This is a genomic window from Corynebacterium aquilae DSM 44791 (genome assembly GCF_001941445.1).
Classification (GTDB): Bacteria; Actinomycetota; Actinomycetes; order Mycobacteriales; family Mycobacteriaceae; genus Corynebacterium; species Corynebacterium aquilae.
On the sequence record NZ_CP009245.1, the window covers coordinates 2,228,064 to 2,253,525 of the forward strand.

Here is a 25,462-nt window from a genome sequence, read left to right on the forward strand (position 1 = left end):
TGTGCGAGGTGTAAACATCGGCGCGAAAATTTTTTCTTCCCCGCCGCCTGTGCCTGCCCGTTAAAGAGGTGGGCGGCATGTGGCTGCGGTCGTCGCTGGTGTTTACGGGTTCCTACAGAGGGTACATCACCAGGGCAGTGTCGGTGACGACGAAGGTGACCGGGATGATTTTCGTGCCGCGCACGGAATTGCCTGGTTGCTCCAGTTCGATGGCTCCGTGCATGTGTCGGGGCCATTGGTTGAGTTCCGGCCCGTTGGGCGCTACCCGCAGCCCGTCGACGATGTGCAGGGTGGCGGGCTGGCCGCCGTAGGTGGCTTCCAGGCGGTCGGTGCGCAGGTCAAAGTGTTCGATTTTTAAGGGTTGGCCGGCGACTGTGGTGGTCAGTGCGGGGCCGCGGGGTGCGGACAGTTCGGCCGTGTGGTCTGCGCCGAGGTTGTTGAGCGCGGGGCCTAGTTCGATGTCGGCGGGGGTGAAACTCCAGTGGTGGGTGTCCATGGTGCCCAGTTCGATGTCGTCGACGGGGACGAGCATGTCCCAGGTGCCTGCGACTCCGTTGTGGGTGCCTGCCGCCCGGATGAGTCGGGTGCGGGGGCTGGGGGCGCTGACGCTGATGCCGGAGTTGAGGGCGCCGGGGATGGCGGGCAGGCGGGTCCAGTCGGGGACGGGCAGTTGGTTGGCGGCGTAGGCGGGGTTGAAGGTTTCGGCCATTTTGCTGGGCGCGGTGGGCAGGTGGTCGCGGCGATCCCAGTGGTAGCGGAAGAAGACCACATCGCTGCCGGCCCGGTCGAAGTCCCAGCTGCGCACGTACATCTCGCCGGTGTCGTTGGCGACGAGGAAGGTGGATGCGGAGGTGGAGATTTGGGTGGCTTTGAAGCGGCCGTTTTCGGGTGCGGGGACTTTGTAGGAGTCGTCGTTGGGCAGCCAGGGGTCGAGCATGAGGATGTCGCTGCCATCGCCGGTTAGCGCCGCGATCATGGTCATGCGCCCTGCACCGATGGTGTGGGGGCGGGCGGCTGCGTCGAGGTAGTGGTGGTCGTAGTTGCGGTTGTTGACGCTGTAGGACCATTTGCCCATGCCGGTGGTGGGTAGTTGGCGCCCGGGTGCTTGCCAAAACGGCGCGCCCCAGCGGCTGGTGACGTTCCATTCGGCAGGGGTGCTGGTGACCCGGTCGAGGGTGTAGATGTAGCCGTCGGTGGCGATCAGGGCGACTTCATCGTCGTCGGCGGATAGGGCGGTGATGCGCCCGCTGAGGCACCCGGGCAAAGGGACGATGCGCCAGGTGCTATCGCCGTCGATGGCGCGGGTGATGAGGTTGCCGTCGTGGAGGGCGAATTGGTAGCGCTGGTTGAAGCTGTGGGTGTTGCTGCGCAGGGCGACGGTGTGGGGCCCGGGGGCGGCTGCCCAGCTGGTGGGGATGGTGTGGGGTGCGATGCCGGGCCCGGCGAGGGGGATTTGGGCGCTGCCCACCAGGGTGCAGGTGGGCTGGGCGCTGGCGGGTGGGGCGGTGACCAGGGAGGCCAGTAGTGCTCCGGTGAGGGTGAGGGCGGTGGCCATGGCGGTGATGGTGGTGCGGTGGTCCCTGGTATGCATGGCCGTTGAGTATAGGGGGTGAGGGTGGGTGGGTTTTATTTGATGGCGGTCAGCTGGGGCGGGTGAGGTTGGTGGGGCGGGTGGTTGGTGAGTTTGGGGCTGCGGTTGTGGGCCCGGGGTGTGGGTTGCGCGTCGCGGTCGTTGTAGCGGGGTTCGATGGTGGAGGAGTCGATCCAGGTGTGCAGTCCTTGGTCGTCGAGGGATTGGTACTGTTCGCGCTGTTGAATGTCGGCGCTGCCGTGCGGGGTGGGTTCGGGCACGAGATAGCGGTTGAGGTCGGGGCCGATGGCGTGCGCTTTGAGGACGGTGGTGGAGCGGTGTTCGCCGCGCTCGTTGTCGTATTCGTGGGTGACGAGCGTGCCGACGACGATGACGTTCATCAGTTTGCTCAAGCTGCGGCGGGCGTTTTCGGCGAGCTGCCCCCAGGCTTCGACGGTGAGCCAGAGGCTGTCTTGTTCGATCCATTGGCCGTCGGCGGTGCGGGCGGATTTGGTGGCTTTGAGGCGGAATTTGGTCACGCCTTGGTTGGGGGCGGTTTGTTTGTAGTGCGGGTCGGAGCAGATCATGCCGACGGCGGTAAAGGAGTGCAGGGCCATGGGGGACCTTTCTGTGGGATAAGGGGTGTGGCTGCCATGCAAGCAGCTGGCCGTCGGCGGGCTAGGGGGTGCGGGCAGATGGGTGTGGATTGTTGGTGCGGTGGCCGGTTCAAGGTGGGGTTTGTGCACACTGTGCCCAGCTGGGTGTTGCGGGAAAACCCTGCGCCGCCCCCTACCCTTTCGGGCACCCTCGTTGTGGTGTGTTTTGGGTGTTTGTGGGGGTTTTGGTGGATTTGTGAGGCTTTTGTGGCCGCCGGTGGGGATCTGCGGCCCTAGGGTGATCCTCATGACAGCTACGAAGGTAAAAGTTTTGGCCCCGGTGTTGGCGTGCGCCCTGTTGGGCGTGGCGGGGTGTGGCGGCACCAGCATTGAGGATTTGCCACCCGCCCAGGCATCGTTTGCGCGCACCCTCCCGACGGAGGACGTAGAGAAGTTTTTGGACTTGTCCAGCGATGCAGAACGCACACGGTTCATGTCGAACTACTCCTACGACGAGTCCTCGTTAACTCCGAGCGAGTTGGCGTTTTATAAGGATTTGAGCTTCTCGGAGCAGCAGCGTTTCTTGCGGCTTGCGCCGAGTGAGCGCAGCGATTTCGTGTTGGACAAAAAGCGCGAGCAGGAAGCCCAGCGCCAGCGAGAATACGAGCAGCAGCTGCGCCAGCAGGAATATCAGCGCCAGGAGCAGCAGCGCCAGTTTGAGCGCCAGCAACAGCAGCGGGAGGCCGAACAGCGGCGCGCCCAGCAGGAGCGTGAGCGCCAACAACAACAGCAGCAGCAACAGCGCCAGCAACAACAGCAACAGCAACAGCAGCGCCAACAGCAACAGCAGCAGGCGTGGCCGGATCCGCCCTACCCCGCCCCGGGCGGCAACTACCCCATGGAGTGGGCCACCCTTGGGCCCTACGCTTCCCAGTGGACGTGCGATCAGGCCACCAGTTCCTGGCCGGCCGATGCCAGCTACTGCTTCAGCCACGGCGGCAGCTGGTACTACTACGGCCTGCGGCAGGCCCGCTAGCGCGCACTAGCCGCACCCACATACGCCAAACCCGCGCTCGACACACGTTCTGAGCGCGGGTTTTAGTGTTTTCCCCAAAGCGGGTTTTTAACTGTCGCGGGGGTTATTGCGGGGGCTGTTGCGCACGTCGCTGTCGTAGTAGTCGGCCTCAGGATTGATGCCCTGATTCATAGCGGCCAGCATCTCGTTATAGGCGGCCATATCCGCATCATCGGTGGCATCGGCGCGACGATCATAGGACTTCATCTGCCGCTTATCATCGGTCCACCATTGATTGACGATGACGATGTAGACGATCAGCAGCGGAAACTGCCCCGACGCCCAAGCCACACCACCGCCGACCAGCTGGTCTTGCAGCAGATCCGGATTCCAGGGCAAGCCCAGGGTGGAATAGAAGTCATAAGCCAACACGGTCTGCAGCATCATCAGGGTGACACCGAAGAACATGTGGATCGGCAGGGAGAACGTCAGCCACATGAGTTTGATCTTCGGATCCGTGCGACGCGGCGCGGGGTCGACACCGATGAGTTCCCAAAAGTAGATGCTGCCGGAAATGAGGAACATGAAGTTCATGCCCAGGTGGCCGGCGTGCTCACTGACGGCAAAGGAATAGATGGAATCCAGGTACAGCCCGTAGAAGGCAACCAGGAACTGGATGGTATTAACCGCCGGGTGGGTCACGAAACGCATGACGGGGTTGTCGATGAGCACCCCCAGCCAGGCCCGGGGGCCTGGCTCACCGTCGGCGGCCGGCTGGATAGCCTCCCGCCACAAGGTGATCGGCCCGCCCAGCACCCAAAACACGGGCACCCCCATGGACAGGATCATGTGGCCGACCATGTGCATGGAGAACAACGCCGGCATGTACAAACCAATCCCGGAGCACATAGTGACCAGCAGCATGATGTTGCCGCCGATAAACCAGGCGGTGCGCCACCACGGCCAGTCAAAGCCTTGGGCCTTCACCCGCAGCACACCCCAGATATACGCCCACGTCAACAGGATCGCCAAGGTGCCAAACATGATGTCGAAACGCCACATGGTCCACACGTTGGTCCAGGTGGGGGCGACAAACAGCTTGTAGCCAAGCTGGATATCCATGGTGTTGATATCCGGAATCCGCGGCGGGGGCGGCGGGGTGCGCGACAACGCCACAGCCACCCCCACCGTCGCCGCCATCAGGGCGACCTCCACGGCGGCGATACGCCGAAACAGCACCGGGTTCGTTTCCAACTGGGGGATAGTGATCTTGCGGTGATAGAGACCAAAACCAGCCAACGCGATCACGGCGACAGCCTTGATAGCAATCAGGCGGCCATAACCCGTGGTCAACCAGTCACTAAAACTCAGCCGAATGGCAGCGTTAATCAGACCCGAAATCGCCATCCCGACCGCAGAAGCAAACGCCAAGATGGAATACCGGCGTACCGCAGTCTCCATCCCCTCACCCTTGCGCCGACCGTGCGCAATCAGGGCGATCAGTCCGCCAATCCACAGCCCGACGAACAACAAGTGCCACAGGTAGGAGTTGGTGCCGTAATCGTGGTCGCCGCCGGTGGCGGAGTGGCCTTCCAAACCCAACGGCACAAACAAGAAAAACGCACCCACCAGCCACACAGGCTGCATGATCCAGCGGGTGGACAACAACGCCCCCACACCCGTGATCACACCGATGATGGCCACCGCCACAAACGCCACCGACGTCGACACCTGGCCCAAGGCCACCGACCAGTTTTCGGGTTTGATTGCCGTGCCCAAGGTCTCACCGGACACATCGGACAGATACATCGGCACCAACAACAGCGCCAGCACAGCAGTCACCAGACACGCCCACGCGCCAGTGCGGGCGGCAATACTGCCATCCACCCCCAAACGCGCCCCCTTCAACGCCTGCACCAGCGGATCCTGGCCCGGGCGATACTTCCACGCGATCCCCGCAGCATCCAAGGTGTCAGCCGGCCCGCCGTGAGCAGAATCCTCATCCAGGACCTCCTTGCCCTCCCGCAGGCGGCGGGCATCGCCGCGCGCATGGCGGTGAAACAGGCGAGAATCCTCAAACACCCCAACATCCACCCGGGGGCTGACCAAAAAACTCGACAACAAAAACGAGCCAATCGCCACACACGTACTCACCACCGCAGCACCGCGCACCAGCGGCAAACCAGCAGTAGTCAACGGGCCCGGATCAGGAATACCCAGCAGCGCCAGCGACTCCGCCAAAAAACCCGCAGCAATAACCGCGGCAACAACACCGGCAACGAGCGCGAACGCCACAAACAGCGGCCAGGAACCGCGGGCACGACCACCCGCGCCGGCTGCAGGCGGGGACGCAGGACTATCAGGGAATCCATCATCCGTTGTCACAGGGGCAATCTCAGACATGAGTCTTAGGGTAGTGCCGAATAGGTTCCGTGGGGTAAACTGAGCGTTCGCTGCCACCGCCACAGGTGACGGCGACTTTTCATGTTTTCATGAAAACACTCAAGCCCCCTTAGCTCAGTGGATTAGAGCAACCGGCTTCTACCCGGCAGGTCGCAGGTTCGAATCCTGCAGGGGGCGCAACCACACGCGTGCCCGACCCCACCACCAGGGGGCGGGCACATTTGTCATATAACCCCCACCCCCACAGCACTGACCCCCACAGCACAAACCTCCACAGCACCCAGCCCGCCACCCACCACCCACCACGGCTGCTATCACGGGGCAAACCCGCCCACGGCAGGTAGGGTTAAAAACCAACCACGCTGCCGACTACCTGCAGGAGAAACCCCACATGGCACTGCCCACACCCCGCGAACACGCCTACGCCATCATCACCGGCGCCAGCCAAGGCATCGGCGAAGCCATGGCCCGCGACCTAGCCAGCATGGGACACAACGTCATCCTCGTCGCCCGCCGCAAAGACATCCTGGACACCCTCGCCGAAGAACTCGCCAGCACCTACGGTGTCACCGCCGAAGCCTTCCCCTGCGACCTCGCCAACAAAGACGAACGCGCACGACTGATCGAAAAAATCCACCACACCCACGTCAGCATCCTCATCAACTCCGCCGGCATCGCCTCCTTCGGCCCCTTCCTCAACCAAAACTGGGACTACGAAACCACCCAATACGAACTCAACGGCACCGCCGTGTTCGAACTCACCCACGCCGTACTCCCCCAAATGGTTGAACGCGGCGAAGGCGTCCTCTGCAACGTCGGCTCCGCCGCCGGCGACATCCCCATCCCCAACAACGCCACCTACGTGTTCACCAAAGCCGGCGTCAACACCTTCACCGAAGCCCTGCACTACGAACTCAAAGGCACCGGCGTGCACTGCACCCTCCTCTCCCCCGGCCCCGTCCGCGAAGCCGTCATCCCGGAGGAAGAACAAAGCATCGTCGACAAAGTCGTACCCGACTTTTTGTGGACCACCTACGAGTCCTGCTCCAAAGAAACCCTCAATGCCATGGCCGCCAACAAGCGCCGTGTCATCCCCGGGCCCCTATCCAAAGTCGGCGCCGCCATCGGGGCCGTACTGCCCACCGCAGTGATCTCCCCAATCATCGGGAAGTTCTACGCAAAGATGGGAAACTAAACACCATGAACGAAACAATCCCCGCAAAAAACGACCGACTCGTCTGGATCGACCTGGAAATGACCGGACTCGACCCCCACAACGACGTCATCGTTGAAGTCGCAGCACTGGTCACCGACGCCAACCTCAACATCCTCGGCGAAGGCGTCGACATCGTCGTCCACACCAGCGACGAACGACTCAACAACATGAACCCCGTCGTCAAAGAAATGCACCGGGCCTCCGGACTCACCGAAGACATCCGGCAAGCCACCGCCACCATCGAAGACGCCGAAGCCGCAGTACTAGCACTCATCGCCGAACACTGCGACCCCGCCCACCCCGCACCACTGGCCGGCAACTCCATCGCCACCGACCGCTCCTTCATCCGCGAATACATGCCCGCCCTCGACGAGGCACTGCACTACCGCATGGTCGACGTATCCAGCATCAAAGAACTCACCCGCCGCTGGTTCCCCCGCGCCTACTTCAACAAACCCCCCAAAGGCATGAGACACCGGGCTCTAGCCGACATCGTCGAATCCATCGCCGAACTCGACTACTACCAGCGCAGCGTATTCACCCCCGCCCCCGGCCCCGACTCCGAACAAGCCCAAGCCGCCGCCGAAGAAACCACCAAACGCTTCGCCCCAATCCTCGAACGCATGACACACTAACCCCACAAACCACCACTTTTAAGGGATTAGCCTGCGGATTTGTTCAATCGAGCCAATTCGTCATAGGATATCTAGCGCTGCTAACGCAGCAATGGTGGCTGTAGTTCAGCTGGTAGAGCACCAGGTTGTGATCCTGGGTGTCGCGGGTTCGAGTCCCGTCAGCCACCCCGAAAAAATGGCCTCCCACTCATTCGAGCGGGAGGCCATTTGCCATATCCAAGGAAAGCTATACCAAGCATCGCGCTATCTCAGCGCCTGCCTGGCAACGCCTCCAAGCCTAGGAAGACCAGAGACCATCCCAGGCAGCATTCCACACATCGCGGTAGGCGTCGAAAGGCGGCGCTAACGGCGCATCTGGGGTGTCAGAAGACCACACTGGAAGACCCAGAAGAAGAAGCGGAATTCCAACGATCAGGCGACCAATGAGAACGATGACCTCCATGGCTGACCTCCTTTCACAAATGGATCGAAGTAACCTAGATCATATGAAAGCCACCACATTCCCGCAATGATTTTCACCAGGGAAAGCACCCAACACACCCCAGGAAACAGGCCTTAACCAGCAGTAGCCCCAAAACCCAAAAAACTTGTAGCAGAACTGATATTTCCTGCCGGAAACAGCCACCATTGGTCTAATCAGGCACTAGCGACCCCGTAATGCACCCCCAAGAGGCGCTGCCAATCAGTCGAGACGGCGACTACTCATGGGAAATCCCCCTGGGTGCATGCCAGGCGCCAGCACACAACCGCTCCAGAGAGAATCAGCCGTCTAGCAACAGGCTGGTAGCAATCACTCGCTGCGCGGGCGCACAGAAATGTTGGCAATCTGCGCACTATCCCCAACCGCAAGCACACTCAGCAAGGCGCCCGCCACCTCCTGGGGATCGATGTATTTCTCAGGGGTGTACTCCCCTTCCGTAATCCCCTGCAGCATCTCCGTATCCGTGGGCCCAGGTGCGATAGTGGTGACCCGAACACCAGAGGCGGAGGTTTCCTTGCGCAGCGTGTCCGCAAGCGCGTAAAGGGCGTGTTTCGTGGCGCAATAAAGGCCCAGTCCGGCGTGCACGTGCGTCCCGGCGCCAGAGTTGATGAACACGACCAGCCCCTTGGAGGCCTCCAGGGCCGGCATCAAAGCCCGGGTCAGGGTTGCCGGCGCGATGACGTTGAGCATCATCTGGCGCTGCCACTGGTTCGTGGTGGTCTCCTGGAGGGGCACACGGGTGGCAACAGCAGCGGCGTGGACGAGCACGTCAACCCGGTCTACACCCAGCAGCCCCTCGGGCAGTGGGTTGGCGTCAGACAGCTGCAAAAGATCGCTGGCGACAGGAATGATCCGCTCAGAGGCCATGGCATGCAGCTTCACCTCATTACGGCCCAAGGCGTAGACGATGTGGGTTTCGGCGAGTGCCGCGGCAATGGCCTGCCCCATTCCACCGGTCGCACCGGTGACTACAGCTACGGGGATCCGCACGGTGTTTTCGTCCAAATTGCGGCCGGCGGTGGTTTCTGGCGTGGTCGTCATACTGACTTAGGTTAGTGAAAGAGCCGACTGCCTGGGCTGTTTTTGCAGGAAAGAGAAAACCCACCCAGCATCAATGGGTGGGGATGCTCGGGTGGGTAAAGGCCATCAGGCGAGAATGTTATTGGTCCTCGCGGTTCGCGTTGCCCTTAGACCAGGTCTCCCAGGGGATGTTCCAGTCGCCAAGACCGTCGTAACCATTTAGGGTGCCGCCGACGGTATTTTTCACGACCACCACGTCGCCGCGCTTGGTGTTGTTGAAGAACCACTCAGCGTTCGCGGTGGAGACGTTCAAACAGCCGTGTGAGGTGTTCTGGGAGCCCTGCGCCCACACCGACCACGGTGCAGCGTGGACGTAGATGCCCGACCAGGACATCTGGGTGGCGTACTTGACGTTGGTGCGGTAGCCGTCAGGTGCGGTGGTGGCAAGACCGTAGGTGGAGGAGTCCATCACCAAATCCGGGTAACGATCACCAATGACATAGGTGCCGTTGGGGGTGGCGTATTTGTCGCGCCCCATAGAAATCGGCATGGTCTGGATCTCTTGGCCATCCTTGGTGATGGTCAGAGTTTTGGTGTTGTCGTCCGCATAGGCGATGACGGAATCACCAATGGTGAAGTTGGTCTTGTTGTCATCATCGCCCCACACCCCATCACCGAGCTTGGTGCCATGCATCTTCACATCAACGTCGACCTTGGTGCCGGGGGTCCAGAAATCCTTTGGACGCCAGCGCAGCACCCGGTCGTTCAGCCAGAAGAAAGCGCCATCAACGTGGGGTTCAGTTTTGATGGTGATGGCTTTTTCGGCGGCTTCACGATCCGGAATGGAGGTGGAGAAGGTGATGGAGACGACCTGGCCGACACCGACGGTGGAGTCAGGGATCGGCGACAGGTAGGCCTCGGCCAGGGCGGAAGGCGCCACCGTTTGGAAGGTGGTGTTGAGCTCCTCGCCCGTGGAGGTCTTCGCCACGATGGTGTAGGTGCGGGAATACCCGAGCACCTCATCGGTCTTCCACGACTTCCCATCAGGGGCGATAGAGGACTCGATGACCTTGCCGTTTTCGTTGGTCATCTGCACGTCAGTCAGGGTGCCATCGACCGCTTTGACTGTCACCGGAGTGTCAGGATTGACGTCAGTCTCTCCGTCGGTAACGGAAGCCACGGGAGGCATCGGCATTGCGGAGGTTTCAGCCGCCGAATTCACCGACTGGTCATCGCCGTTTTTCTCAATGGTGCACGACGTCAGGGTGGCACCAAGCGCTAAGGCAGCGATCAGCGCGCACCCTTTGACCAGGGTGCGGCGCTTCGACTCGGAAAGAAACGCACGTTTTTGTGCACTCGGCACGATGGCTACTCCACTCACAGTTTGGTTGAGGCTCATTGGTTGGTCGAAGAAGATCACAGCACAAGGGGCGCAATCGCGCCCACGGCGTGTTCGAACAAGGCGTTCGAGGAGCACCCTGCATTAGATGTGCAGCATACCGCCTACAAGCTGGCTTTCCTACCAAGGCGACACGGCGGTGTTGCCCGCATCTTTGGATACATCTGACGGCGAGCGCTGGGTCTGGCGAAGTCTGTCGCGAGTGTGCGCCGCAAATTAACAATCGCGGTGCGAAAACTGGCAGATGGCAGCCCTCATCTTCATTCGACTTCGCACCAGCCTACACGCAGCGCACAGCGCTAAACGTGGGCACGCACCGCTGGATGGGACGGGCTACGCACCGAGTCACAGCTTACTGAAATCGATTGCACAAGAATCACCCGCTGGGAGCCAAAAACCCGAGGTAGTTGTGACACGCCCCCTACCGCTTGCCCTTGCCACAGGGAGACAAACTCACAGCCAAATCGAAGCCAGCGAACCGTTTCGACACCCCCACCGCCCCACCCGAACGGGTTTCACCCACTTTCTTCCAACCAGCCCCGCCCTTCGCCGGCTCGCCACTTCATCCACGCCCCGCAATCTGCCCCAAACCCGGCCATGAGGAAGCCCCGCCAAAAGCTCTGCGCCCGGCATTGAAGCAACAGCGCAACAAAAATGCTCCCAAAACCCCAATCTAGCTGGCGATTTGTCAAGATATGGGGTCGTGGGTAATATTCTTTCTCGTTGCCAGGGAGGCCGCAAGGAAGCCCAAACAACTAAGCGCCATTAGCTCAATTGGCAGAGCAGCTGACTCTTAATCAGCGGGTTCGGGGTTCGAGTCCCTGATGGCGCACAAAATAACGATGACCCCCACCGCAAGGTGGGGGTCATCGTCGTATCTCCACCCGGATCCGATTCAGCGTAGCCCACCATCATGGCTAAGCGGTAAATCGGGGCTATAGGACAAAATGTGTGTCTGCACGGCGTGTCGTGGATATAGGACAAAAAGTGTGTCCGGTTTTAGCGGGGTTGGCCTTTTCGGATTCCTATAGAGTGGGTCTAGCCGGTGTCGATACCGGTGTCGTATTCGGCAGGAGCTCCAGTGGGGTTGCTGTCGGTTAGTGCTTCGGTGGCTGTTTTAACTTTGGCGAGTTGGTTAGTCCCGAAGTCGTGTTGCCTGGCGATTTCTATGAGGTCGCCAGGCTTTTTCGTTCTGCTTAGCAGCCACCATTCGCAGAGTTTTCTTTGGCGTTCTGCGGGTAGTCCTCTGTGTGCGTGCAGCAGGGCTTTCAAGGGGCTGTTGATGCCGCCTTCTAGGCTGTTGGTGCTGGATTGGTAGATCGCCTCGTAGATGGTGTTGGGGCTGTCGGTGTCTGTGCCGATGACCGCGATGGATTGTTCGATGAAGGCGAACAGGTGGTTTCGCCGGGTTTGTTCCATCAGGATGCGGTGGGCGCTGCGTGCACGGTCGTGGGTGTACCAGTAGTGCTTGTTTTTCCTTTTGTTGTTGGGGATAAGCACTTTGGGGCAGCTGTCGATGTAGGTTTTTTCATCCAGCCAGTCGCGGTATTGGTTGCTGACCTGGTGAAAGAGAGTGACCCATTGTGCTGCTTGTTGGTTGTTGGTGACTTTCAGCAGTTTTAGCGATAGGGCGCGTAGGGCTTTGCCGCAGTTGGATTGGGGGCGTGTTGTGACGTATCGCTGGACGTTGCGTTTGATGTGGATCAGGCAGCGTTGGATGTGGGTGTGGGCTTGTGGGGTGGCTGGATCGTTTGGGAAGACGTCGTTGATTGCTGATAGTGCGGCATTGCACCCATCTGTGGTGATCAGTCGGGGGCGTTGGATTCGGTGGAGGAGGTGTTGGTATGCCCGGGTGTTTTCGCTGTGTGACCAGTGCCAGGTCAGTACTTTGTTGGTGGTTGATGCGATGAGCAGGCATTGCTGTTTGTTGAAGTAGGTGGCGTCGATAAAGACTTGTTCGTCGTAGTTGTTGTCGCCTGTGGGGGTGGGGATGGGGATGAGCCAGAAAGGTTCGAACCAGCGTTGTAGTGTGCGTCGGCTGAGTTGGTGGTGGCGGGCGAAGTCTGCCAGTGATTGGGTGGATTGGACCCAGGACAAAAACAGTGTGAAGCGAACGAGTTGTGTGTGGGCTGTATTTGTTTGTGTGAAGGAGTGTCCGCAGTGTTTGCAGCGCCATCGTTGGCGGTTTTTGCTGGTTGAGCCGTTTTTCTTTGTGGGTGATTGGCAGATGGGGCAAGTAGGTGATGTTGGCATTTACCCCGCATACCACATGTTGTTTGAAAAACGGGGATATTTGACCTGAGGCTGGTTTAGCTCCTTGTCAGGAGATGAAAAACGCCTTTATCGCAGGTCAGCACTTGAAAAAACATACTTACAGACACACTTTTTGTCCTATAGCCCGTAAATCGCGTCCGAGTCACGCTCGGATACGTCACACACGTTGGTGGGAATTAGTTTTCGACAAACCTCTCCCCCGCCCCGCGCAGCAGTTATTCTATGCGCATGCATGCTTTGATCATTGTGGACGTCCAACCCGACTTCTGCCCCGGCGGGCCGCTGGCAACCAGCCGGGGTGACGAGGTAGCCGGGCTGATTGCCCAACACGTCGCGGACAATGTCTCCTCCTATGACGCCATTGTCAGCACCCAGGACTGGCACATCGATCCAGGCTCCCACTTCTCCAGGAACCCTGACTTTGTGGATTCCTGGCCCGTGCATTGTGTCGCCGGAACCGATGGGGCAAAACTCCACCCACTGTTGGCCCCCATTGCGGAAAATATCGAAGGCCACTTCCTCAAAGGGGAATACTCCGCCGCATATTCGGGTTTCGAAGGCCACCTGGCTGACAGCGAGCAAACCTTGGCGCAATGGCTTCACGCCCGCGGTATTACGACTGTAGATGTGTGTGGCATTGCCACCGATTTTTGTGTCAAGGCCACAGCAAGCGATGCACTAGCCAACGGCTTTGGCGTGACCGTGTTGTCCGAATTGTGTAGCGCCGTCGCGCAAGACTCTGGGATTAAGGCTTTGCAGGACTTGGCGGACGCCGGCGCCCGCATTCAGGACTAGACAGATCACACGCGCTGGGGTGTGCGAATTAGCCGGCATAAGCACCCCATGACCGCACCCCCTGACTGTGGGATGCGTGGCGGTTACGCACTGTTGTGCACACGCCCTTAAAAGTCCACCAACGCGCGAAGCCCTCGCCACCACGGATGTTCTCCGGGAGGCGAGGGCTTCGTGTTAGTGATATGAGAAACTAGCGGGCCTGCAAAGCACCCGCTGGTTGGTATTTGCTCGGCTTATTCGCCGGAGAGAAGCTTCTGCAGGGTTTCCAGGTCCTTGGAGCGCTTGCGGGACTTGGAGATGGAAAAAGCGATGCCAGCAACGACGACTGCGGCGACACCAGCAACGATGGCCTGCACCTTGGGGTCGCGCAGCTTATCAGTGGCGGACTGCTTGGCGTCATCAACCAGGTTGGCCGGGCGGGTGCGCTCTGCGAGCTGGTCGAGGGTAGAGGCCAGCTGGCCGCGGGTGCGCTCGATTTCGCGCTGGATGTCGTCAATGTTGCGTGCCATGGTGTGCTCCACTTCTTTGGGTAAACAACTAATGTAAGAAAAGTTTAGCGTCAGCGGGGTCTCTGTTGAGCCTTAGCCCACCGGATAAGTGTCCAGGGTGGGATTTTTTCGCTCTGCTGGCGCTTCGCCACGACAGCCAACTGTATTAGATTCGGCACCGAACTGCACCCTCTTTAGCGCCCCAGCGCAGCCGGTGGCTTTTCGCTTAAGCTGGCCGCATGACTGATCAACCTGTTTCCACCCCCGCACGCTTAGAAGTCGGCGATCCGGCACCGGCGTTTAGCCTGCCCAACGCCGATGGTGGCACCACGTCCCTGTCGGACTACGCCGGCCGGAAGGTCGTGGTGTATTTCTACCCGCGCGCAAACACCCCGGGCTGCACTAAGGAAGCCTGTGATTTCCAGGAGTCCCTTTCCGACCTTGAGGGCCTGGGTATCGATGTGGTGGGTATTTCCCCTGACAAGGTCGACAAGCTGGCGAAATTCCGTGACGATCACGGGTTGTCTTTCCCGTTGCTCTCGGACGAGGATCGTTCGGTGATGACGGCCTATGCCGCCTTCGGTGAGAAGAAGAATTACGGCAAGGTGGTGCAGGGCGTTATTCGTTCCACGTTCCTGGTGGATGAGGCCGGCAAGATTGAACTGGCCATGTACAACGTTCGTGCCACCGGACATGTGGCGCGGGTGCTAAAGCAACTGCAGGACTAGCCACGCCAGAGGGCCTAAGTTTTGCTCTTTCGTGTCTCACGCCTTCTCGCCTGTGCGAGGGGGCGTGATGGCTTTGTGCCCTACCCCTTCTGGGGTGTGTGGCCGGGGTGTGGTCAAGGTGACATCACTTTGCCCCCAAAGGTGGGAGAAAGCAGGCGCGGAAAACTGGTATGTGTCCGTACAATGGGACTTTCGTGGGCAATACTGTGCCCGCACCGTGCCCACTGTGCCCACTGTGCCCACTGTGCCCACTGCGTGGTGAGTCGTTGGGGACTATCTCAGTTCTGTGCCTAGAGCACCAAAACTTTGCCCTTGGCACGAAAGTCACCACCACGATCTGTGGGTCTAGCACTGCCCGCGTTTTGAAGAAGGAAAGGATGCCAGCTGTGACCACTGCCGACGATCATGTGTCACTCGAAAAAGCTGCGCCGGAAATCCTTCTCCCCCGCCGCCGGCCCGCCCAGCAGCGCAGCCGGGAGCGTTTTAATCGCATCCTCAAAGCGGCTCGCAGCGTGCTGGTGGATGTGGGCTTTGAATCTTTCACTTTTGATGAGGTGGCCCGCCGCGCCGAGGTTCCCATCGGCACCCTGTATCAATTTTTCGCCAACAAGTATGTGCTGATTTGCGAGCTCGACCGGGAGGACACTGCCGGCATTGTTTCCGAGCTGAAGCGTTTTTCCGAGCTGGTTCCGGCGCTGCAGTGGCCGGACTTCCTCAATGAGTTCATCGATCACTTGGCGTCCCTGTGGCATGACGATCCCTCCCGGCGCGCGGTGTGGCATGCGGTGCAGTCGACTCCTGCGACGCGTGCGACGGCTGCGTTGACGGAGTCTGAGATGTTGGCGATTATCGCTGAGGTGATGCGGCCGTTGTCGCCTGGGGCGGCGCGTGAGGTGCGTACGCAGTTGGCGGGCATTTTGGTGCATACGGTGTGTAGTTTGTTGAATTTTGCGGTGCGTGATGCGCAGTTGGGGGCGTCGTCGGCGGAGAATGAGGCGGCGTTTGCTGCGACTGTTGCGGAGATTAAGCGCATGGTTGTGGCGTATTTGTTTGCTGTTGCTACGGGCTAGCGGGGGCTGGGTGTGGTTGGTGTGTCGAGTGGTGTTTTTGGGCAGTTGATGCCTCCGCGGCCGCGGTTGGCGATTGAGCGTGGGGTGGGGACTCCGATTTTTGATGAGTTGTTTGAGCGTTTGGCGGCTGGGGAGTTTGCGCCGCCGGTGGCGGCGCCGTCGCCGTTGGCGATGCCGTTGCATTCGGCGCGGCGGGTGTCTGCGCGGGAGGCGTTGGTGTTTCCGTTGCCGGTGGGGCCGGATGGTCGGTTGCCGAGGTCGGCGTTTGTGTTTGTGCGTTTGTGGGGTTTTCGTCGGCGTGGGCGGGAGTTGACGGTGTTTGTGTCGGCGGTGATTTCTACTGGCCCGGTGGTGCGTTCGTGGGTGTCGTCGCGGACGGTGGCGGTGGAGAGTGTGCCGTTTTCGGGGTTGCGGTATCAGTCGACGGAGCATGGGGTGTTGGTGTCTGCTCCGGGGGTTGATGAGGTGCGTGCGTGCCCGGTGGGGTGGGAGGCGTTTGAGCGTTTGCGTGCTGATGTGTTGGGGGATGTGGCGCGGATGGTGTTGTCGTTGCGGTTGTTGGGTTTTGTGCCGTCGGTGCGGGTTGCTGGTGGTGGTTTTGATGGTCGTGGTGGGGGTGCGCCGTGGCCTTTGGGGGCGGCGCAGGCGTTGGAGCGGGAGGCTGCGGGGTTGTTTGGGGCGTTGCAGAAGGAGCAGCAGGTGGTGTTGCCGTTTGGTCCGCGGGTGGCTTATGTGGATCCTGTGGATTATCCGCCGCGCCCGGATGAGGTGGTGATTGCGACGGATGGTTCGTGGCGGATTGCCACGCATCATGGTGGTGTGGCGTGGGTGAGTAGTGAGGGTGGGTCGTGGTTTTCGACGGGGAAGTTTGCGACGATTCGGGATGCGGAGCGGGCTGCGGTGAATAATGCGATTGCGTATGCGTGTTCGAAGTTTCCGGATCGGGATGTGGTGGTGTTGACGGATAATCGTTCTGTTGCGTTAGAGAAGCAGCAGGTGGTGCATACGCATGCTGGTTTGCGGGTGGAGTGGGTGCGTGGTCATGATGGGCATCCGTTGAATGAGGGGGCGCATCGTTTGGCGATGGCGGCGCGGCGGTGTCGGGAGTTTGGTACTCCGGATGCGGTGTTTGCGGTGCAGCGGCAGCGGATTGTGGACGATAGCGTGGCTGGGTGGCGGGTTTTTCGTGGGGCTTCCCGGGGTGTGGGTTAGGGGTTGTGGTGGTTAGTGGGCGGGGAGTTCCCAGGTGTCGTTGTCGCGGGGGATGACGATGGGGCGTTGGGTGCGGGGGTCGGCGACGATGTCGCAGTCGAGTTCGTAGACGTCTTTGAGTAGTTGTGGGGTGACGGTGTCGTGGACGTTGCCTTCGGCGACGATGTGTCCGTCTTTCATCATGATGAGGTGGGTGGCGTAGCGGAAGGCGAGGGTGAGTTCGTGGAGGACGGCGACGACGGTGCGTCCGGAGCGTTTGAGGGCGCGGGCGAGGTTGAGGACTTCGACTTGGTGGGTGATGTCGAGGTAGGTGGTGGGTTCGTCGAGGAAGACGATGGGGGTGTCTTGGGCGAGGACGAGGGCGATCCAGACGCGTTGGCGTTGTCCGCCGGATAGTTCGCTGACGCGCCGGTTGGCGAGGTTGTCGACGCGGGCGTTGATCAGTGCTGCGTTGACGGCGTGTTCGTCTTCGCGGGACCAGTGTTGGAAGGCGGTTTGGTGGGGGTAGCGGCCGCGGCTGACGAGGTCGTAGACGGTGATGTCGTCGGGGGCGATGGGGCTTTGGGGTAGGAGGGAGATTTTTTTGGCGACGTCTTTGGGGTGTTGGCGGTGGATGTTGGTGCCGGCGAGGTGGACTTCTCCTTTGCTGGGGGTGAGCATGCGGCACAGGGTTTTGAGCAGGGTGGATTTGCCGCAGGCGTTGGGGCCGACGATGACGGTGAATTCGCCGGCGGGGATGTTGACGCTGATGTCGTGGAGGATGTCGCGGTCGCCGTAGCCGACGGTGATGTTGTGGGCGCTGATGGTGGGGTGTTCTGTGGTGGTGTTCATGGGTTTTTTGTTTGGGGGTTTATCCGCGTTGGGTGCGCCATTGGTTGGCGAGCAGCCAGACGAGGTAGCAGCCGCCGGCAACGCCGGTGACGACTCCGACGGGTAGTTGGGTGGGGGCGAAGATTCTTTGGGCGATGATGTCGCTGGTGATGACGATGAGTGCCCCGGTGGCGGCGGCGCCTAAGAGTCCGGCGCCGGAGGTGCGGCTGATTTTGCGGGCGATGTGGGGGGCGGCGAGGGCGACGAATCCGATGGGTCCGGCGGCGGCGACGGCGACGGCGACGAGGGCGATGGCGACGGCGAGCAGCACGATGCGGGTGCGGGCTACGGGGACTCCTAGCCCGGTGGCGAGTTCGTCGCCGCAGGTCATGATGGATAGTGGTGTGGCGTAGTAGAGGGCGATGGGGATGAGGATTAGGACGAGTGCGGTGACGACGTAGGTGGTGTTCCAGGTGGTGGCGTTGAAGGATCCTGATAGCCAGATGGCGGCGGTTTGGGCGGCTGCGAGGCTGCCTTTGACGATGAGGAGGGTGTTGATTCCTTGCAGGATGGCGGCCACGCCGATGCCGATGAGGACGAAGCGGGTGCCGTTCATGCTGCCGCCGCGGGCGAGCAGGTAGACCAGGATGCCGGTGGCTAGCCCGCCGATGAGGGCGCCGAAGCTGGTGGCCAGGGCGCCGGCGTGGAAGACGATGATTTGGATCAGTGCGCCGGTGGCGGCGCCGGTGGTGAAGCCGGTGATGTCGGGGCTGCCGAGGGGGTTGCGGGTGAGGGTTTGGAAGATTCCTCCGGAGACTCCCAGGGCGGCGCCGACGATGAGGGCGAGCAGGACGCGGGGGGCGCGCATTTGTCCGACGAAGAAGTTGGTCATTCGGTCGGCGGATTGGCCGAGCAGTGCTGCGGGCACGTCGCTGATGGGCACGTGGTAGTCGCCGAGGGTCAGGGCGATTGCCCCGGCCAGTAGTGCGGCCAGGGTGGTTATCGCGGTGCTGATGACGGCGCGGCGGCCCAGGCGCAGGCTGATTGGCCCGAGGGTGATGAGCATTTTGCCTTGTGCCCCGGCAATGGTTGGGGTGGTTGGGGTGGTGGGGGCGCTGGTGGTGCTGGTGGTTGTGCTGGTGGTGCTCATGCGATCGCTACCTTCCTGCGGCGGACCACGGCGATGAAAAATGGGGCTCCTAGGATCGCGGTGGCGACCCCGGTTTGGATTTCCTGTGGCGCGATGATCAGGCGGGCGGCAATGTCGGCGGCGAGCAGTACTACTGGGGCGATCAGGGCGCACAGGGGGACTGCCCAGCGCATGTCGGCGCCGGCGACGGTGCGCGCCAAATAGGGCACTGCCAGTCCGATGAACATCACTGGCCCAATTGCGGCGGTGGCAGCGCCGGCGAGCACTGTCACTGCGATCATCACGAGGGTGCGCAGTCGGGTGACGCGCACGCCGAGGGCTTTGCCGGCGTCGTCGCCGAGGGCCAGGGCGTTGAGACCTGGGGTGAGTGCGAAGGCCAGGATGAGGCCCGCGATGATGAACAGGCTGGTGGCTTCCAGGATGGGGTAGCCGCGTCCTTCTGCGGAGCCGGCTGCCCACAGGCGGAATTCGTTGAAGGCGTTTTTGTCGGCCAGGATGACGATTTGTACGAAGGAGCTCACCGTCATGGTGACGGCCACACCGGCCAGGGCCAGGCGGGCGGGGGTGGCGGTGCGGGATGCCACGCCGCCGAGGGCGTAGACCACCACGGAGGCGATTGCGGCGCCGATGAATGCGAACCACAGGTAGAACCAGATGCTGGTGCGGCCGAAGATGGCCACCGACAGCACCACCGCCAGCGCGGCACCCGCGTTGACGCCGAGCACGCCGGGGTCGGCCAGCGGGTTGCGGGTCAGCGACTGCATGAGCGCGCCCGCAACACCCAGGGCCGCGCCCACCATGATGATCAGGAGGGTGCGGGGGATGCGCTGCCCGTGCACTACCGTCGACGCGAAAGAGTCATCCGGGTGCAGCAGCAGTTTGACGGCCTCCAACGGGGACAGGTCCCCGCTGCCGAGCATCAGCGAGCCGATGACCAGTACACTCAGCAACCCCAGCACGGCAAAGGCTGCCCCTATCCGCAGCGGCGTAGGCCGGGCGACGGTGATGGTTTTTCTGGGGCTAATTCCCCCACCGGCTGCTGCGCCGCTGGGGTGGTCTGCGCGCAGCAGGGGCAGCGTCGCGGTCGGGGCATCGGCACCGCCCATTGCTGTGCGTGCAGATGCAGGTGGCGTCCCAGACGCATCCAACTCATCATCGTCTAGCCCTTTCGCAGTGGAATCATCAGGATCCTTAGGATCCTCGGGGTTTTCGCCGGTGGGGGGTTCTCTTCAAAAATCCCCGCCGCGCGGGCGGCGGTTGACATAGAGGTATGCCGCGATCGCGCCGAAACCGACGATCAAAATGGCGCCACCGACCAGCAGACCAATCATGGGCGCCCGATCCTGCGACTGCGCCACCACATATTCAGAATCGGTAGCCGGATCGTAGGCGATGCGCTGGCCAGGCTGCTGGGCGGCTTTCTGCTGTGTTTTTCCGCCAGTGGCCTGCAGCGCACCTGCCCCCTTGACGGGGTTTTTCGCATCGGCCGCTTTGGCTTTCGCATCCGCTGCTTTCGCTTTCGCGGGGGCCGCGGCTGCCGCAGCCGGTGCCTGCTGTTGTGCGGCTGCGGGCTCGGGTTCCGCCGCGGCAGCGCCTGCCGCAGCTGCGGCGGGGGCAGCGGCCACGGTACGGGTGGTCGTCACCCGCCCATTGCGCGTGTTGCGGGTCGCCTGCTGCACCGCCGCCTGCACATCGGACTCAGCCATTGCCTGTGTGCCCGAACCTTGGGAAGTCTCCTGGGATTCCGCGGCAACTCTTTCCGCATTAGTGCCGGAGGGCGCGACCACGGTGAAGTTTTCCGAACGGTTGGTAAAACCTTCGGAACCGATCTGGTTGCCGTTCGCATCCAGCTTCGCCTCGGAGGACAAAAACCTCAGCCAGTGCTCGCCGGGCTGAATGCCACAGGGCAAATCCAGGGAACCATCGGCGGTGCCGGAAGCATCGGCGGTCTGGCGGTGAATCACGCCAGAGCCCTGCTTTGTCACATCGCCATAGCCGATGCCATCGTCGATTTTGATGTAGACCACCTCCCCCGCCGGGTAGCCCGTGACGGAGAAACTAATCGTGTCACACGGCTCCAGCGTGGTGGGGGAAATATCAGAATCGGTTCCCGGGGTATTCGACCGTGGGCCACCCGGCGGGATAGCCGCAGCGTCCGGCCCGGTTAAGGCAAAAGCAGCAGCGCACCCCACCGCGCACGTTAAGGCGGCAACGCGACGGACAGTGTGTGTCAAAAAGTTCATAGTTGAAGAGTTTTTCGTCCAGTGAAGTGGTTTTCGGGCGTTGAATGGGGCTCGGGTGTGCAACCGGGAAAAGCGTGGTTAGGGTGTGCACCGTGTCGCAGGCACAACCCGCGCCGCCGCGAATAGGGGAACCCAGGAGACGTGAGGTTCCCCCTCGCGGCGTGGGCTGGCCTAAGCCACAACCGTGGCTAGCTAGCGGTTAGGGGCGGGGCAGACCCGGGATGGCGCCGGAAACGGCAGCACCGATAGCACCCAGCAGGGCCACCACGATGGCGATCACGATGGCGATACCGCCACCACCACCGGTGGAGCCGTCCTTGGAGTCACCGGGGTTGGTCTTACCGGGGTTGGTCTTGCCCGGATCCGGGGTCTCAATCTTGGTCACGACCTCGAAGTCGGTCTTGCCACGAGTGGAGTAGCGTGCCTTCACCTCGCCGTTTGCGTCGTACTCGGTGGTCAGGAAGCGCAGGTAGTGCTTGCCGACCGGAAGCTTGGTCTTCTCGCACAGGTCGATAGAGCCCTTGGCGACACCGTTGGCGTCGACCTTTGACTGTGCCCACACGGAGTCGTACTGCACCGACGGGTTCGCGCCAGCAACCTTGCCGTCATCAACCTTGACGGAGGCGGTGGTGCCAGCCGGGAAGCCCTTGAGCTCGTAGGGCAGCACACAGTTCTTGCCGTCATAAGCGATGGCGGTCTTGCCGACAGTGGCGGAAGTACCAGCGGAATCCACGGTGTTCGCGCCACCCGGGGGCAAAGCAACGGCGGGCATCGCCATGGACAAAGACAGAGCAGCTGCACCAGCGGTGGCGAAAGCAATCTTGGACAAACGCATAGGGTGCGTCCTTTCATAACGCCGTGGGAGATAACCCACGGTGAGTGGAGAAACTGAAGAAAAATATGAAGTTGTCACGGGGTGTGGCAGCGGCCGCTTTTAAGCGCGCTTGCGTCCCCGAGCTGTCATAAACACCCCGATGAGCACCAGCTCAACTAAGGCGATGGATCCGATAATCAGCGCCCAGTCGGTGCCGGTCATCAGCGAGTCGTCGCTGACCAGCACCGGGCCGTCCGCATAGCCGGCATCCGCGGGCGCGACCACCTCGTCCTCGTCGGGAATGGTCAGGCCCGCCCAGCCGAGGATTTCGCCGGCCGGATTCTGGGCGGTCACCGCCCACTCCCCCGGGCCGAGCCCCTCAACGCCGACGTGGATCTTCTTGTCGTCGCCGACCATCGTCCACCCCAGTGGGGTGACCTCATCGTTGGAGTACAGGTAGGCGTACACCCAGTCCCCGGGCTCAGAGTTGGTGGTGATCACGAAATCGCCGTCGCGGACGCTGGCCTGGAAATGGCCGTTGTTGCGGGGAGTCAGCTTGCCTTTGTGTTTGACCGGGCGATCCGGAGTGTGGGCAGGCTGTGGGGCGGCCTTCGCTGCCGCGTTAGTAGAGCCACTGGTAGTCGGCAGCGTTGCTGCTGACGCCGTGCGGGCTGCACTCGCCGGCTTCGGTGCGGCAACCGCGCGGTGAGCTGAGCGGGCAGGCTGGGTGGCCGGCGCCGGGGCGTACTCGACAACCTCAACGACCTCCGTGTCCTCAGCCGTGCCACCGGCTGTAGTGGTGCGGGAGGGGTTTTTGCCGACCAAGTCCAGCAACCCCTTGCTGGCCTTGTCGATTTCCTTAGCGAAGCGGGTGGTTTCCTTCTTGATGGCCTCGAGGTTTTTGCGGTAAGTCGACGAGTCCCCACTGGTAGTGCTGGGCTTTTTCGCCCCCGGGGTGGCAGTCGGTGCGGCGGGGGTGGTGCGCGTCCACGGCGCCCAGCCGACCACGTCGCCAAAGTGATCCAACGATCCGTCCTGCACCAGCAGATTGGCCTTGGTGTAGCGGGAAGGAACACTGGATACCGGCAAGGTGATGCGGTGGTGATCGTCAACGACGAACCAGTCATCCCAAAACAGGCGACGCGAACCGTCCTCGATAAAGGCGGAGACGAACATGAAGCTGCCGGCTTCGGCGTTGGGGATCGTCATAACGATGCCCTCGCCCTTGTCTTCGGCGGTGACACCCCCACGGGTGGCCGGGGTGATGGCGGTATCCGCCAGCACGGTCTCCGGGGTGCCGTTCGGCTTGTACTCGCCCTGCACAAAGACGGTGTCGCGCTTACCGGAAAACGGCAGGGAGCGCACTGGGTCGTCCTCCTTGATGGAGCCAGTGAGGAAACGCAGGGTGTGGGCGCCGTCGCCGAAGGCGGGCGAGGAACCCAGCGGGCCGGAGGTGGTGCCATCCGGCAGCGGCATGTCGTAGTCGAAGTTGCCGGTGGCGGGATCCGGGACGATGAAATCCCAGATGGTCAGGTTCGCGTCAACCTTGTTGCTTTCCAGGCGACTGATCCGGGCCTCGTCGATTTTCACGGCGACCAGGGACGCGCCCGAGGTGGGGTTGCACCATCCCCATCCCTTGATGTTGAGTTTGCCGTCAACCGGGGTGCGTGCGACCTCATAGGTGGGGAAAGGCTGATCGGTAGTGCACTTGACGTTTTCATCGACCCCGGCATAGGGGATGCGCCCCACAATCAGCTGCGGGGTATTCACGGTGGCCTGTGCATCACCATCCAGCAGACCCGAGGCGACGTTGATGTAGAACTTCTCCCCCGGGGTTAGATTGTCGGGAAGCTCAATGGTTGCTTCGAACACGCCGGCGGAATCGCTGGTGAGCAAAGCCCACAGGGTGGGGTCTTTTTCCCCGGACTTGGGGTGCTTGAGAATGCCACTGGAACGGGCAAATGTTTGCGTCCAACGATCGCTATCGCCCTGGTGACGCAGCTTCACCGCCAGCTGGGTGTCCGGCGCCCACCCGGTGCCGGTAATCACGATCTTTTCACCAGGTTCCACGAAACGGGGCGCGGTCAGTTCCTGCTCCCCCTTGGTGGCGGTCACCGTGGCCTCAGGGTCGTACTCGTCGTCCGGGATGCGGGTGCCTTGGGCGGTGGGTTCCGTCAGTGCTTCTGGCTCAACGGCGTTGCTGGGCGCCGGGGCGGGCAGGGTGCGAGTGATGGTGGTAGTGCGGCGGGTGGAGGTGGCGGAATCCGCAGTGCGTGCGCTGGGGGTGGCCTGGCCGGCCTCCCCGAACTCGGCGGTGGCGGTGTAGCCGTAGGGCTCATCGCTCTCAAGGTCCTGTGCCACCACCGGCGCGGGCGGTGCGATGAGCAGCCCGCACAGCGCGAGCGCGTAGGGGGTGTAGCGGCGGGAGATCCGTGCGGTTCGAGCAGTCATGGTGTTCACAGGTCCTTGGGGCTGGTGGGTGGCTAGTCGAGGCTGTTGTTGACGTCGTGGACAATGCGGCGCATCAAAAGCGGCCCGCCGGTGGAGGTCCACACCGAACCATCCACGGGAATGATGTGGCCGTCTTGGAAGGCAATCAGGTCGGTGAACCCGGGAACCTGCACCGCACTGGCGATGGCTTGTTCAGCGGCCTCGATATCGACGCTGCCGCCGGCATCGGGGTTAGCGATGGAGGAGCCGCCGAGGGTGCCGAAGAACATGTAGTCCGCATCGATGTCTTTGAGGTTTTCGTTGGAGACGGGTTCGGAGTGCCCGCGCCCCATGCGGTCCTGGGAGGGCGGGCGCTTGAGCCCGAGATCCTTGAGCGCTTGCCCGGGCGGCAGGTCGTTGAGGATCAGGGCGGCGGAGTTGCCTTCCCAGCGCACGATGGAGAAGGTGTCCTCGTCGTATTTGCCGAGGTGTTCGCGGGCGGCGGCAACTTCCTCGTCGTAGGCCGCCATGACGGCCTCGCCTTCGTCGACTTTGTCGACGGCTGCGGCGAGGTTGCGGAAATTGATCCGCCAGTCGCCGCCGGCGTAGCCGAGATACACCACAGGGGCGATCGCGCTGAGCGCGTCGAGTGCGGGTTTGTTGTTGTTGATGCTGGTGCCGTCAACCAGGATCAGGTCCGGTTGGGCCGCGCCGACTGCCTCGAAGTTGATCTGGGATACCGAGCCAAGCAGCTCAATGTCGCGTGCCTTTTCGGGCAGGTAGGGTGCCACGGTGCGCTGGCCGCGGCCGGCAACACAGCCGACGGGGGTGATATCAAGGGCCAGCAGGCCGTCAAGCGCGGGCTCGGATAGCGCGACGATGCGTTCCGGGTGCGCAGGAACGGTAACGGTGTTTCCTTCAATGTCTTGCACCTCGCGGGTGGGCCCCGCCAAGGGGTTATTGGCAGATGAGCTGTTTCCGCAAGCTGCTAGGCCGGCAGCGCCCAAGGTGATGGTGGCGGCGGTAAGGAAGTTGCGGCGGCTGATCTGTCGTGACACGTCAGGGGTGTCCTTTCAGGTGCGATGTCGAGGGTGAGTGCTGGGAAGAAAGAGA

The 25,462-nt window shown here is 61.8% G+C and carries 22 protein-coding genes and 3 tRNA genes; 10 read left to right on the forward strand and 15 right to left on the reverse strand.

Going from position 1 to position 25,462, the window contains the following annotated elements; translation table 11 throughout:
* Positions 1-112 precede the first annotated feature (112 nt).
* The gene (locus CAQU_RS13210; protein WP_075727178.1) at positions 113-1,591 is read right to left on the reverse strand and encodes a hypothetical protein; all 1,479 of its coding nucleotides are present in this window, start codon (positions 1,589-1,591) and stop codon (positions 113-115) included.
* A 35-nt stretch (positions 1,592-1,626) separates the two neighbouring features.
* Positions 1,627-2,187 (reverse strand): single-stranded DNA-binding protein, encoded by a 561-nt coding sequence (locus CAQU_RS12845; protein WP_075727180.1) that lies wholly within the window; start codon positions 2,185-2,187, stop codon positions 1,627-1,629.
* A gap of 286 nt (positions 2,188-2,473) precedes the next feature.
* Here CAQU_RS12845 and CAQU_RS12695 point away from each other — a divergent pair, with 286 nt between their 5' ends.
* A complete protein-coding gene (locus CAQU_RS12695; protein ID WP_075727182.1) occupies positions 2,474-3,202 on the forward strand; it encodes a hypothetical protein in 729 nt (242 codons plus the stop codon).
* A gap of 87 nt (positions 3,203-3,289) precedes the next feature.
* Here the strand turns inward: CAQU_RS12695 and CAQU_RS09375 are convergent, their stop codons facing one another.
* On the reverse strand, positions 3,290-5,584 hold the full coding sequence (locus CAQU_RS09375; RefSeq protein WP_075727184.1) for a bifunctional copper resistance protein CopD/cytochrome c oxidase assembly protein: 2,295 nt from the start codon (positions 5,582-5,584) through the stop codon (positions 3,290-3,292).
* Positions 5,585-5,687: 103 nt separating this feature from the next.
* Between CAQU_RS09375 and CAQU_RS09380 the strand changes: the two genes are divergently transcribed.
* The 4 genes from CAQU_RS09380 (at position 5,688) to CAQU_RS09395 (ending at position 7,602) form a co-directional block, all read left to right on the forward strand.
* Positions 5,688-5,761, forward strand: a tRNA-Arg gene (locus CAQU_RS09380).
* A gap of 214 nt (positions 5,762-5,975) precedes the next feature.
* A complete protein-coding gene (gene cmrA / locus CAQU_RS09385; protein WP_075727186.1) occupies positions 5,976-6,779 on the forward strand; it encodes a mycolate reductase in 804 nt (267 codons plus the stop codon).
* A 5-nt stretch (positions 6,780-6,784) separates the two neighbouring features.
* A complete protein-coding gene (gene orn / locus CAQU_RS09390; protein WP_075727188.1) occupies positions 6,785-7,435 on the forward strand; it encodes an oligoribonuclease in 651 nt (216 codons plus the stop codon).
* Positions 7,436-7,529: 94 nt separating this feature from the next.
* A tRNA-His gene (locus tag CAQU_RS09395) sits at positions 7,530-7,602 on the forward strand.
* A 110-nt stretch (positions 7,603-7,712) separates the two neighbouring features.
* Here the strand turns inward: CAQU_RS09395 and CAQU_RS12700 are convergent.
* The 3 genes from CAQU_RS12700 to CAQU_RS09405 form a co-directional block, all read right to left on the reverse strand.
* Positions 7,713-7,877 (reverse strand): hypothetical protein, encoded by a 165-nt coding sequence (locus tag CAQU_RS12700; RefSeq protein ID WP_157108974.1) that lies wholly within the window; start codon positions 7,875-7,877, stop codon positions 7,713-7,715.
* Positions 7,878-8,225: 348 nt separating this feature from the next.
* Entirely contained in the window at positions 8,226-8,957 is a 732-nt protein-coding gene (locus CAQU_RS09400; RefSeq protein WP_075727190.1) for an SDR family oxidoreductase, read from the reverse strand.
* 118 nt (positions 8,958-9,075) lie between these two features.
* A complete protein-coding gene (locus tag CAQU_RS09405; RefSeq protein WP_084563243.1) occupies positions 9,076-10,335 on the reverse strand; it encodes a L,D-transpeptidase in 1,260 nt (419 codons plus the stop codon).
* A 759-nt stretch (positions 10,336-11,094) separates the two neighbouring features.
* On the opposite strand from CAQU_RS09405, the gene CAQU_RS09410 reads away from it, so the two are divergent.
* A tRNA-Lys gene (locus CAQU_RS09410) sits at positions 11,095-11,167 on the forward strand.
* Between the two features lie 206 nt (positions 11,168-11,373).
* On the opposite strand, the gene CAQU_RS09415 is transcribed toward CAQU_RS09410, so the two are convergent.
* Positions 11,374-12,588 carry an IS1249 family transposase gene (locus CAQU_RS09415; protein ID WP_075727192.1) on the reverse strand — a complete coding sequence of 405 codons (1,215 nt, stop codon included), beginning with the start codon at positions 12,586-12,588 and terminating at the stop codon, positions 11,374-11,376.
* A 249-nt stretch (positions 12,589-12,837) separates the two neighbouring features.
* On the opposite strand from CAQU_RS09415, the gene CAQU_RS09420 reads away from it, so the two are divergent.
* A complete protein-coding gene (locus CAQU_RS09420; RefSeq protein ID WP_075728654.1) occupies positions 12,838-13,404 on the forward strand; it encodes an isochorismatase family protein in 567 nt (188 codons plus the stop codon).
* A 233-nt stretch (positions 13,405-13,637) separates the two neighbouring features.
* On the opposite strand, the gene CAQU_RS09425 is transcribed toward CAQU_RS09420, so the two are convergent.
* Positions 13,638-13,913: a DUF3618 domain-containing protein gene (locus CAQU_RS09425; RefSeq protein WP_075727194.1), complete on the reverse strand. Its 276-nt coding sequence runs from the start codon at positions 13,911-13,913 to the stop codon at positions 13,638-13,640.
* Between the two features lie 218 nt (positions 13,914-14,131).
* Here CAQU_RS09425 and bcp point away from each other — a divergent pair, with 218 nt between their 5' ends.
* From bcp to CAQU_RS09440, 3 genes are all read left to right on the forward strand, one after another.
* A complete protein-coding gene (gene bcp, locus CAQU_RS09430; protein ID WP_075727196.1) occupies positions 14,132-14,620 on the forward strand; it encodes a thioredoxin-dependent thiol peroxidase in 489 nt (162 codons plus the stop codon).
* A gap of 377 nt (positions 14,621-14,997) precedes the next feature.
* Entirely contained in the window at positions 14,998-15,690 is a 693-nt protein-coding gene (locus CAQU_RS09435; RefSeq protein WP_075727198.1) for a TetR/AcrR family transcriptional regulator, read from the forward strand.
* A 21-nt stretch (positions 15,691-15,711) separates the two neighbouring features.
* Positions 15,712-16,902: a ribonuclease HI gene (locus tag CAQU_RS09440; protein WP_157108975.1), complete on the forward strand. Its 1,191-nt coding sequence runs from the start codon at positions 15,712-15,714 to the stop codon at positions 16,900-16,902.
* 12 nt (positions 16,903-16,914) lie between these two features.
* On the opposite strand, the gene CAQU_RS09445 is transcribed toward CAQU_RS09440, so the two are convergent.
* From CAQU_RS09445 to CAQU_RS09475, 7 genes are all read right to left on the reverse strand, one after another.
* A complete protein-coding gene (locus CAQU_RS09445) occupies positions 16,915-17,733 on the reverse strand; it encodes an ABC transporter ATP-binding protein (RefSeq protein WP_075727201.1) in 819 nt (272 codons plus the stop codon).
* A 19-nt stretch (positions 17,734-17,752) separates the two neighbouring features.
* Positions 17,753-18,862 carry a FecCD family ABC transporter permease gene (locus tag CAQU_RS09450; protein WP_245797250.1) on the reverse strand — a complete coding sequence of 370 codons (1,110 nt, stop codon included), beginning with the start codon at positions 18,860-18,862 and terminating at the stop codon, positions 17,753-17,755.
* Positions 18,859-19,968, reverse strand: a complete 1,110-nt coding sequence (locus CAQU_RS09455) for a FecCD family ABC transporter permease (protein ID WP_084563000.1) — start codon at positions 19,966-19,968, stop codon at positions 18,859-18,861. Before CAQU_RS09455 ends, CAQU_RS09450 begins: the two co-directional genes overlap by 4 nt.
* Before the next feature lie 123 nt (positions 19,969-20,091).
* On the reverse strand, positions 20,092-21,105 hold the full coding sequence (locus CAQU_RS09460; RefSeq protein ID WP_157108976.1) for an ML domain-containing protein: 1,014 nt from the start codon (positions 21,103-21,105) through the stop codon (positions 20,092-20,094).
* Between the two features lie 199 nt (positions 21,106-21,304).
* On the reverse strand, positions 21,305-21,940 hold the full coding sequence (locus tag CAQU_RS09465; RefSeq protein WP_075727205.1) for a hypothetical protein: 636 nt from the start codon (positions 21,938-21,940) through the stop codon (positions 21,305-21,307).
* A 99-nt stretch (positions 21,941-22,039) separates the two neighbouring features.
* Positions 22,040-24,370, reverse strand: coding sequence for a hypothetical protein (locus CAQU_RS09470; RefSeq protein ID WP_075727207.1), 2,331 nt, complete (start codon positions 24,368-24,370; stop codon positions 22,040-22,042).
* A 32-nt stretch (positions 24,371-24,402) separates the two neighbouring features.
* The gene (locus CAQU_RS09475) at positions 24,403-25,407 is read right to left on the reverse strand and encodes an ABC transporter substrate-binding protein (protein ID WP_075727209.1); all 1,005 of its coding nucleotides are present in this window, start codon (positions 25,405-25,407) and stop codon (positions 24,403-24,405) included.
* Between the last annotated feature and the right edge of the window lie 55 nt (positions 25,408-25,462).

Coding starts and splice junctions, on each gene's coding strand:
- CAQU_RS09405 (WP_084563243.1), bottom strand. CDS start 10,335: ATGAGCCTCAACCAAACTGTGAGTGGAGTAGCCATCGTGCCGAGTGCA.
- CAQU_RS09435 (WP_075727198.1), top strand. CDS start 14,998: ATGCCAGCTGTGACCACTGCCGACGATCATGTGTCACTCGAAAAAGCT.
- CAQU_RS09460 (WP_157108976.1), bottom strand. CDS start 21,105: ATGAACTTTTTGACACACACTGTCCGTCGCGTTGCCGCCTTAACGTGC.
- CAQU_RS09470 (WP_075727207.1), bottom strand. CDS start 24,370: ATGACTGCTCGAACCGCACGGATCTCCCGCCGCTACACCCCCTACGCG.
- cmrA (WP_075727186.1), top strand. CDS start 5,976: ATGGCACTGCCCACACCCCGCGAACACGCCTACGCCATCATCACCGGC.
- CAQU_RS09400 (WP_075727190.1), bottom strand. CDS start 8,957: ATGACGACCACGCCAGAAACCACCGCCGGCCGCAATTTGGACGAAAAC.
- CAQU_RS09455 (WP_084563000.1), bottom strand. CDS start 19,968: ATGGGCGGTGCCGATGCCCCGACCGCGACGCTGCCCCTGCTGCGCGCA.
- CAQU_RS09465 (WP_075727205.1), bottom strand. CDS start 21,940: ATGCGTTTGTCCAAGATTGCTTTCGCCACCGCTGGTGCAGCTGCTCTG.
- CAQU_RS09425 (WP_075727194.1), bottom strand. CDS start 13,913: ATGGCACGCAACATTGACGACATCCAGCGCGAAATCGAGCGCACCCGC.
- CAQU_RS12695 (WP_075727182.1), top strand. CDS start 2,474: ATGACAGCTACGAAGGTAAAAGTTTTGGCCCCGGTGTTGGCGTGCGCC.
- CAQU_RS09375 (WP_075727184.1), bottom strand. CDS start 5,584: ATGTCTGAGATTGCCCCTGTGACAACGGATGATGGATTCCCTGATAGT.
- CAQU_RS12700 (WP_157108974.1), bottom strand. CDS start 7,877: ATGGAGGTCATCGTTCTCATTGGTCGCCTGATCGTTGGAATTCCGCTT.
- CAQU_RS09445 (WP_075727201.1), bottom strand. CDS start 17,733: ATGAACACCACCACAGAACACCCCACCATCAGCGCCCACAACATCACC.
- CAQU_RS12845 (WP_075727180.1), bottom strand. CDS start 2,187: ATGGCCCTGCACTCCTTTACCGCCGTCGGCATGATCTGCTCCGACCCG.
- CAQU_RS13210 (WP_075727178.1), bottom strand. CDS start 1,591: ATGCATACCAGGGACCACCGCACCACCATCACCGCCATGGCCACCGCC.
- CAQU_RS09450 (WP_245797250.1), bottom strand. CDS start 18,862: ATGAGCACCACCAGCACAACCACCAGCACCACCAGCGCCCCCACCACC.
- CAQU_RS09415 (WP_075727192.1), bottom strand. CDS start 12,588: ATGCCAACATCACCTACTTGCCCCATCTGCCAATCACCCACAAAGAAA.
- CAQU_RS09420 (WP_075728654.1), top strand. CDS start 12,838: ATGCATGCTTTGATCATTGTGGACGTCCAACCCGACTTCTGCCCCGGC.
- orn (WP_075727188.1), top strand. CDS start 6,785: ATGAACGAAACAATCCCCGCAAAAAACGACCGACTCGTCTGGATCGAC.
- bcp (WP_075727196.1), top strand. CDS start 14,132: ATGACTGATCAACCTGTTTCCACCCCCGCACGCTTAGAAGTCGGCGAT.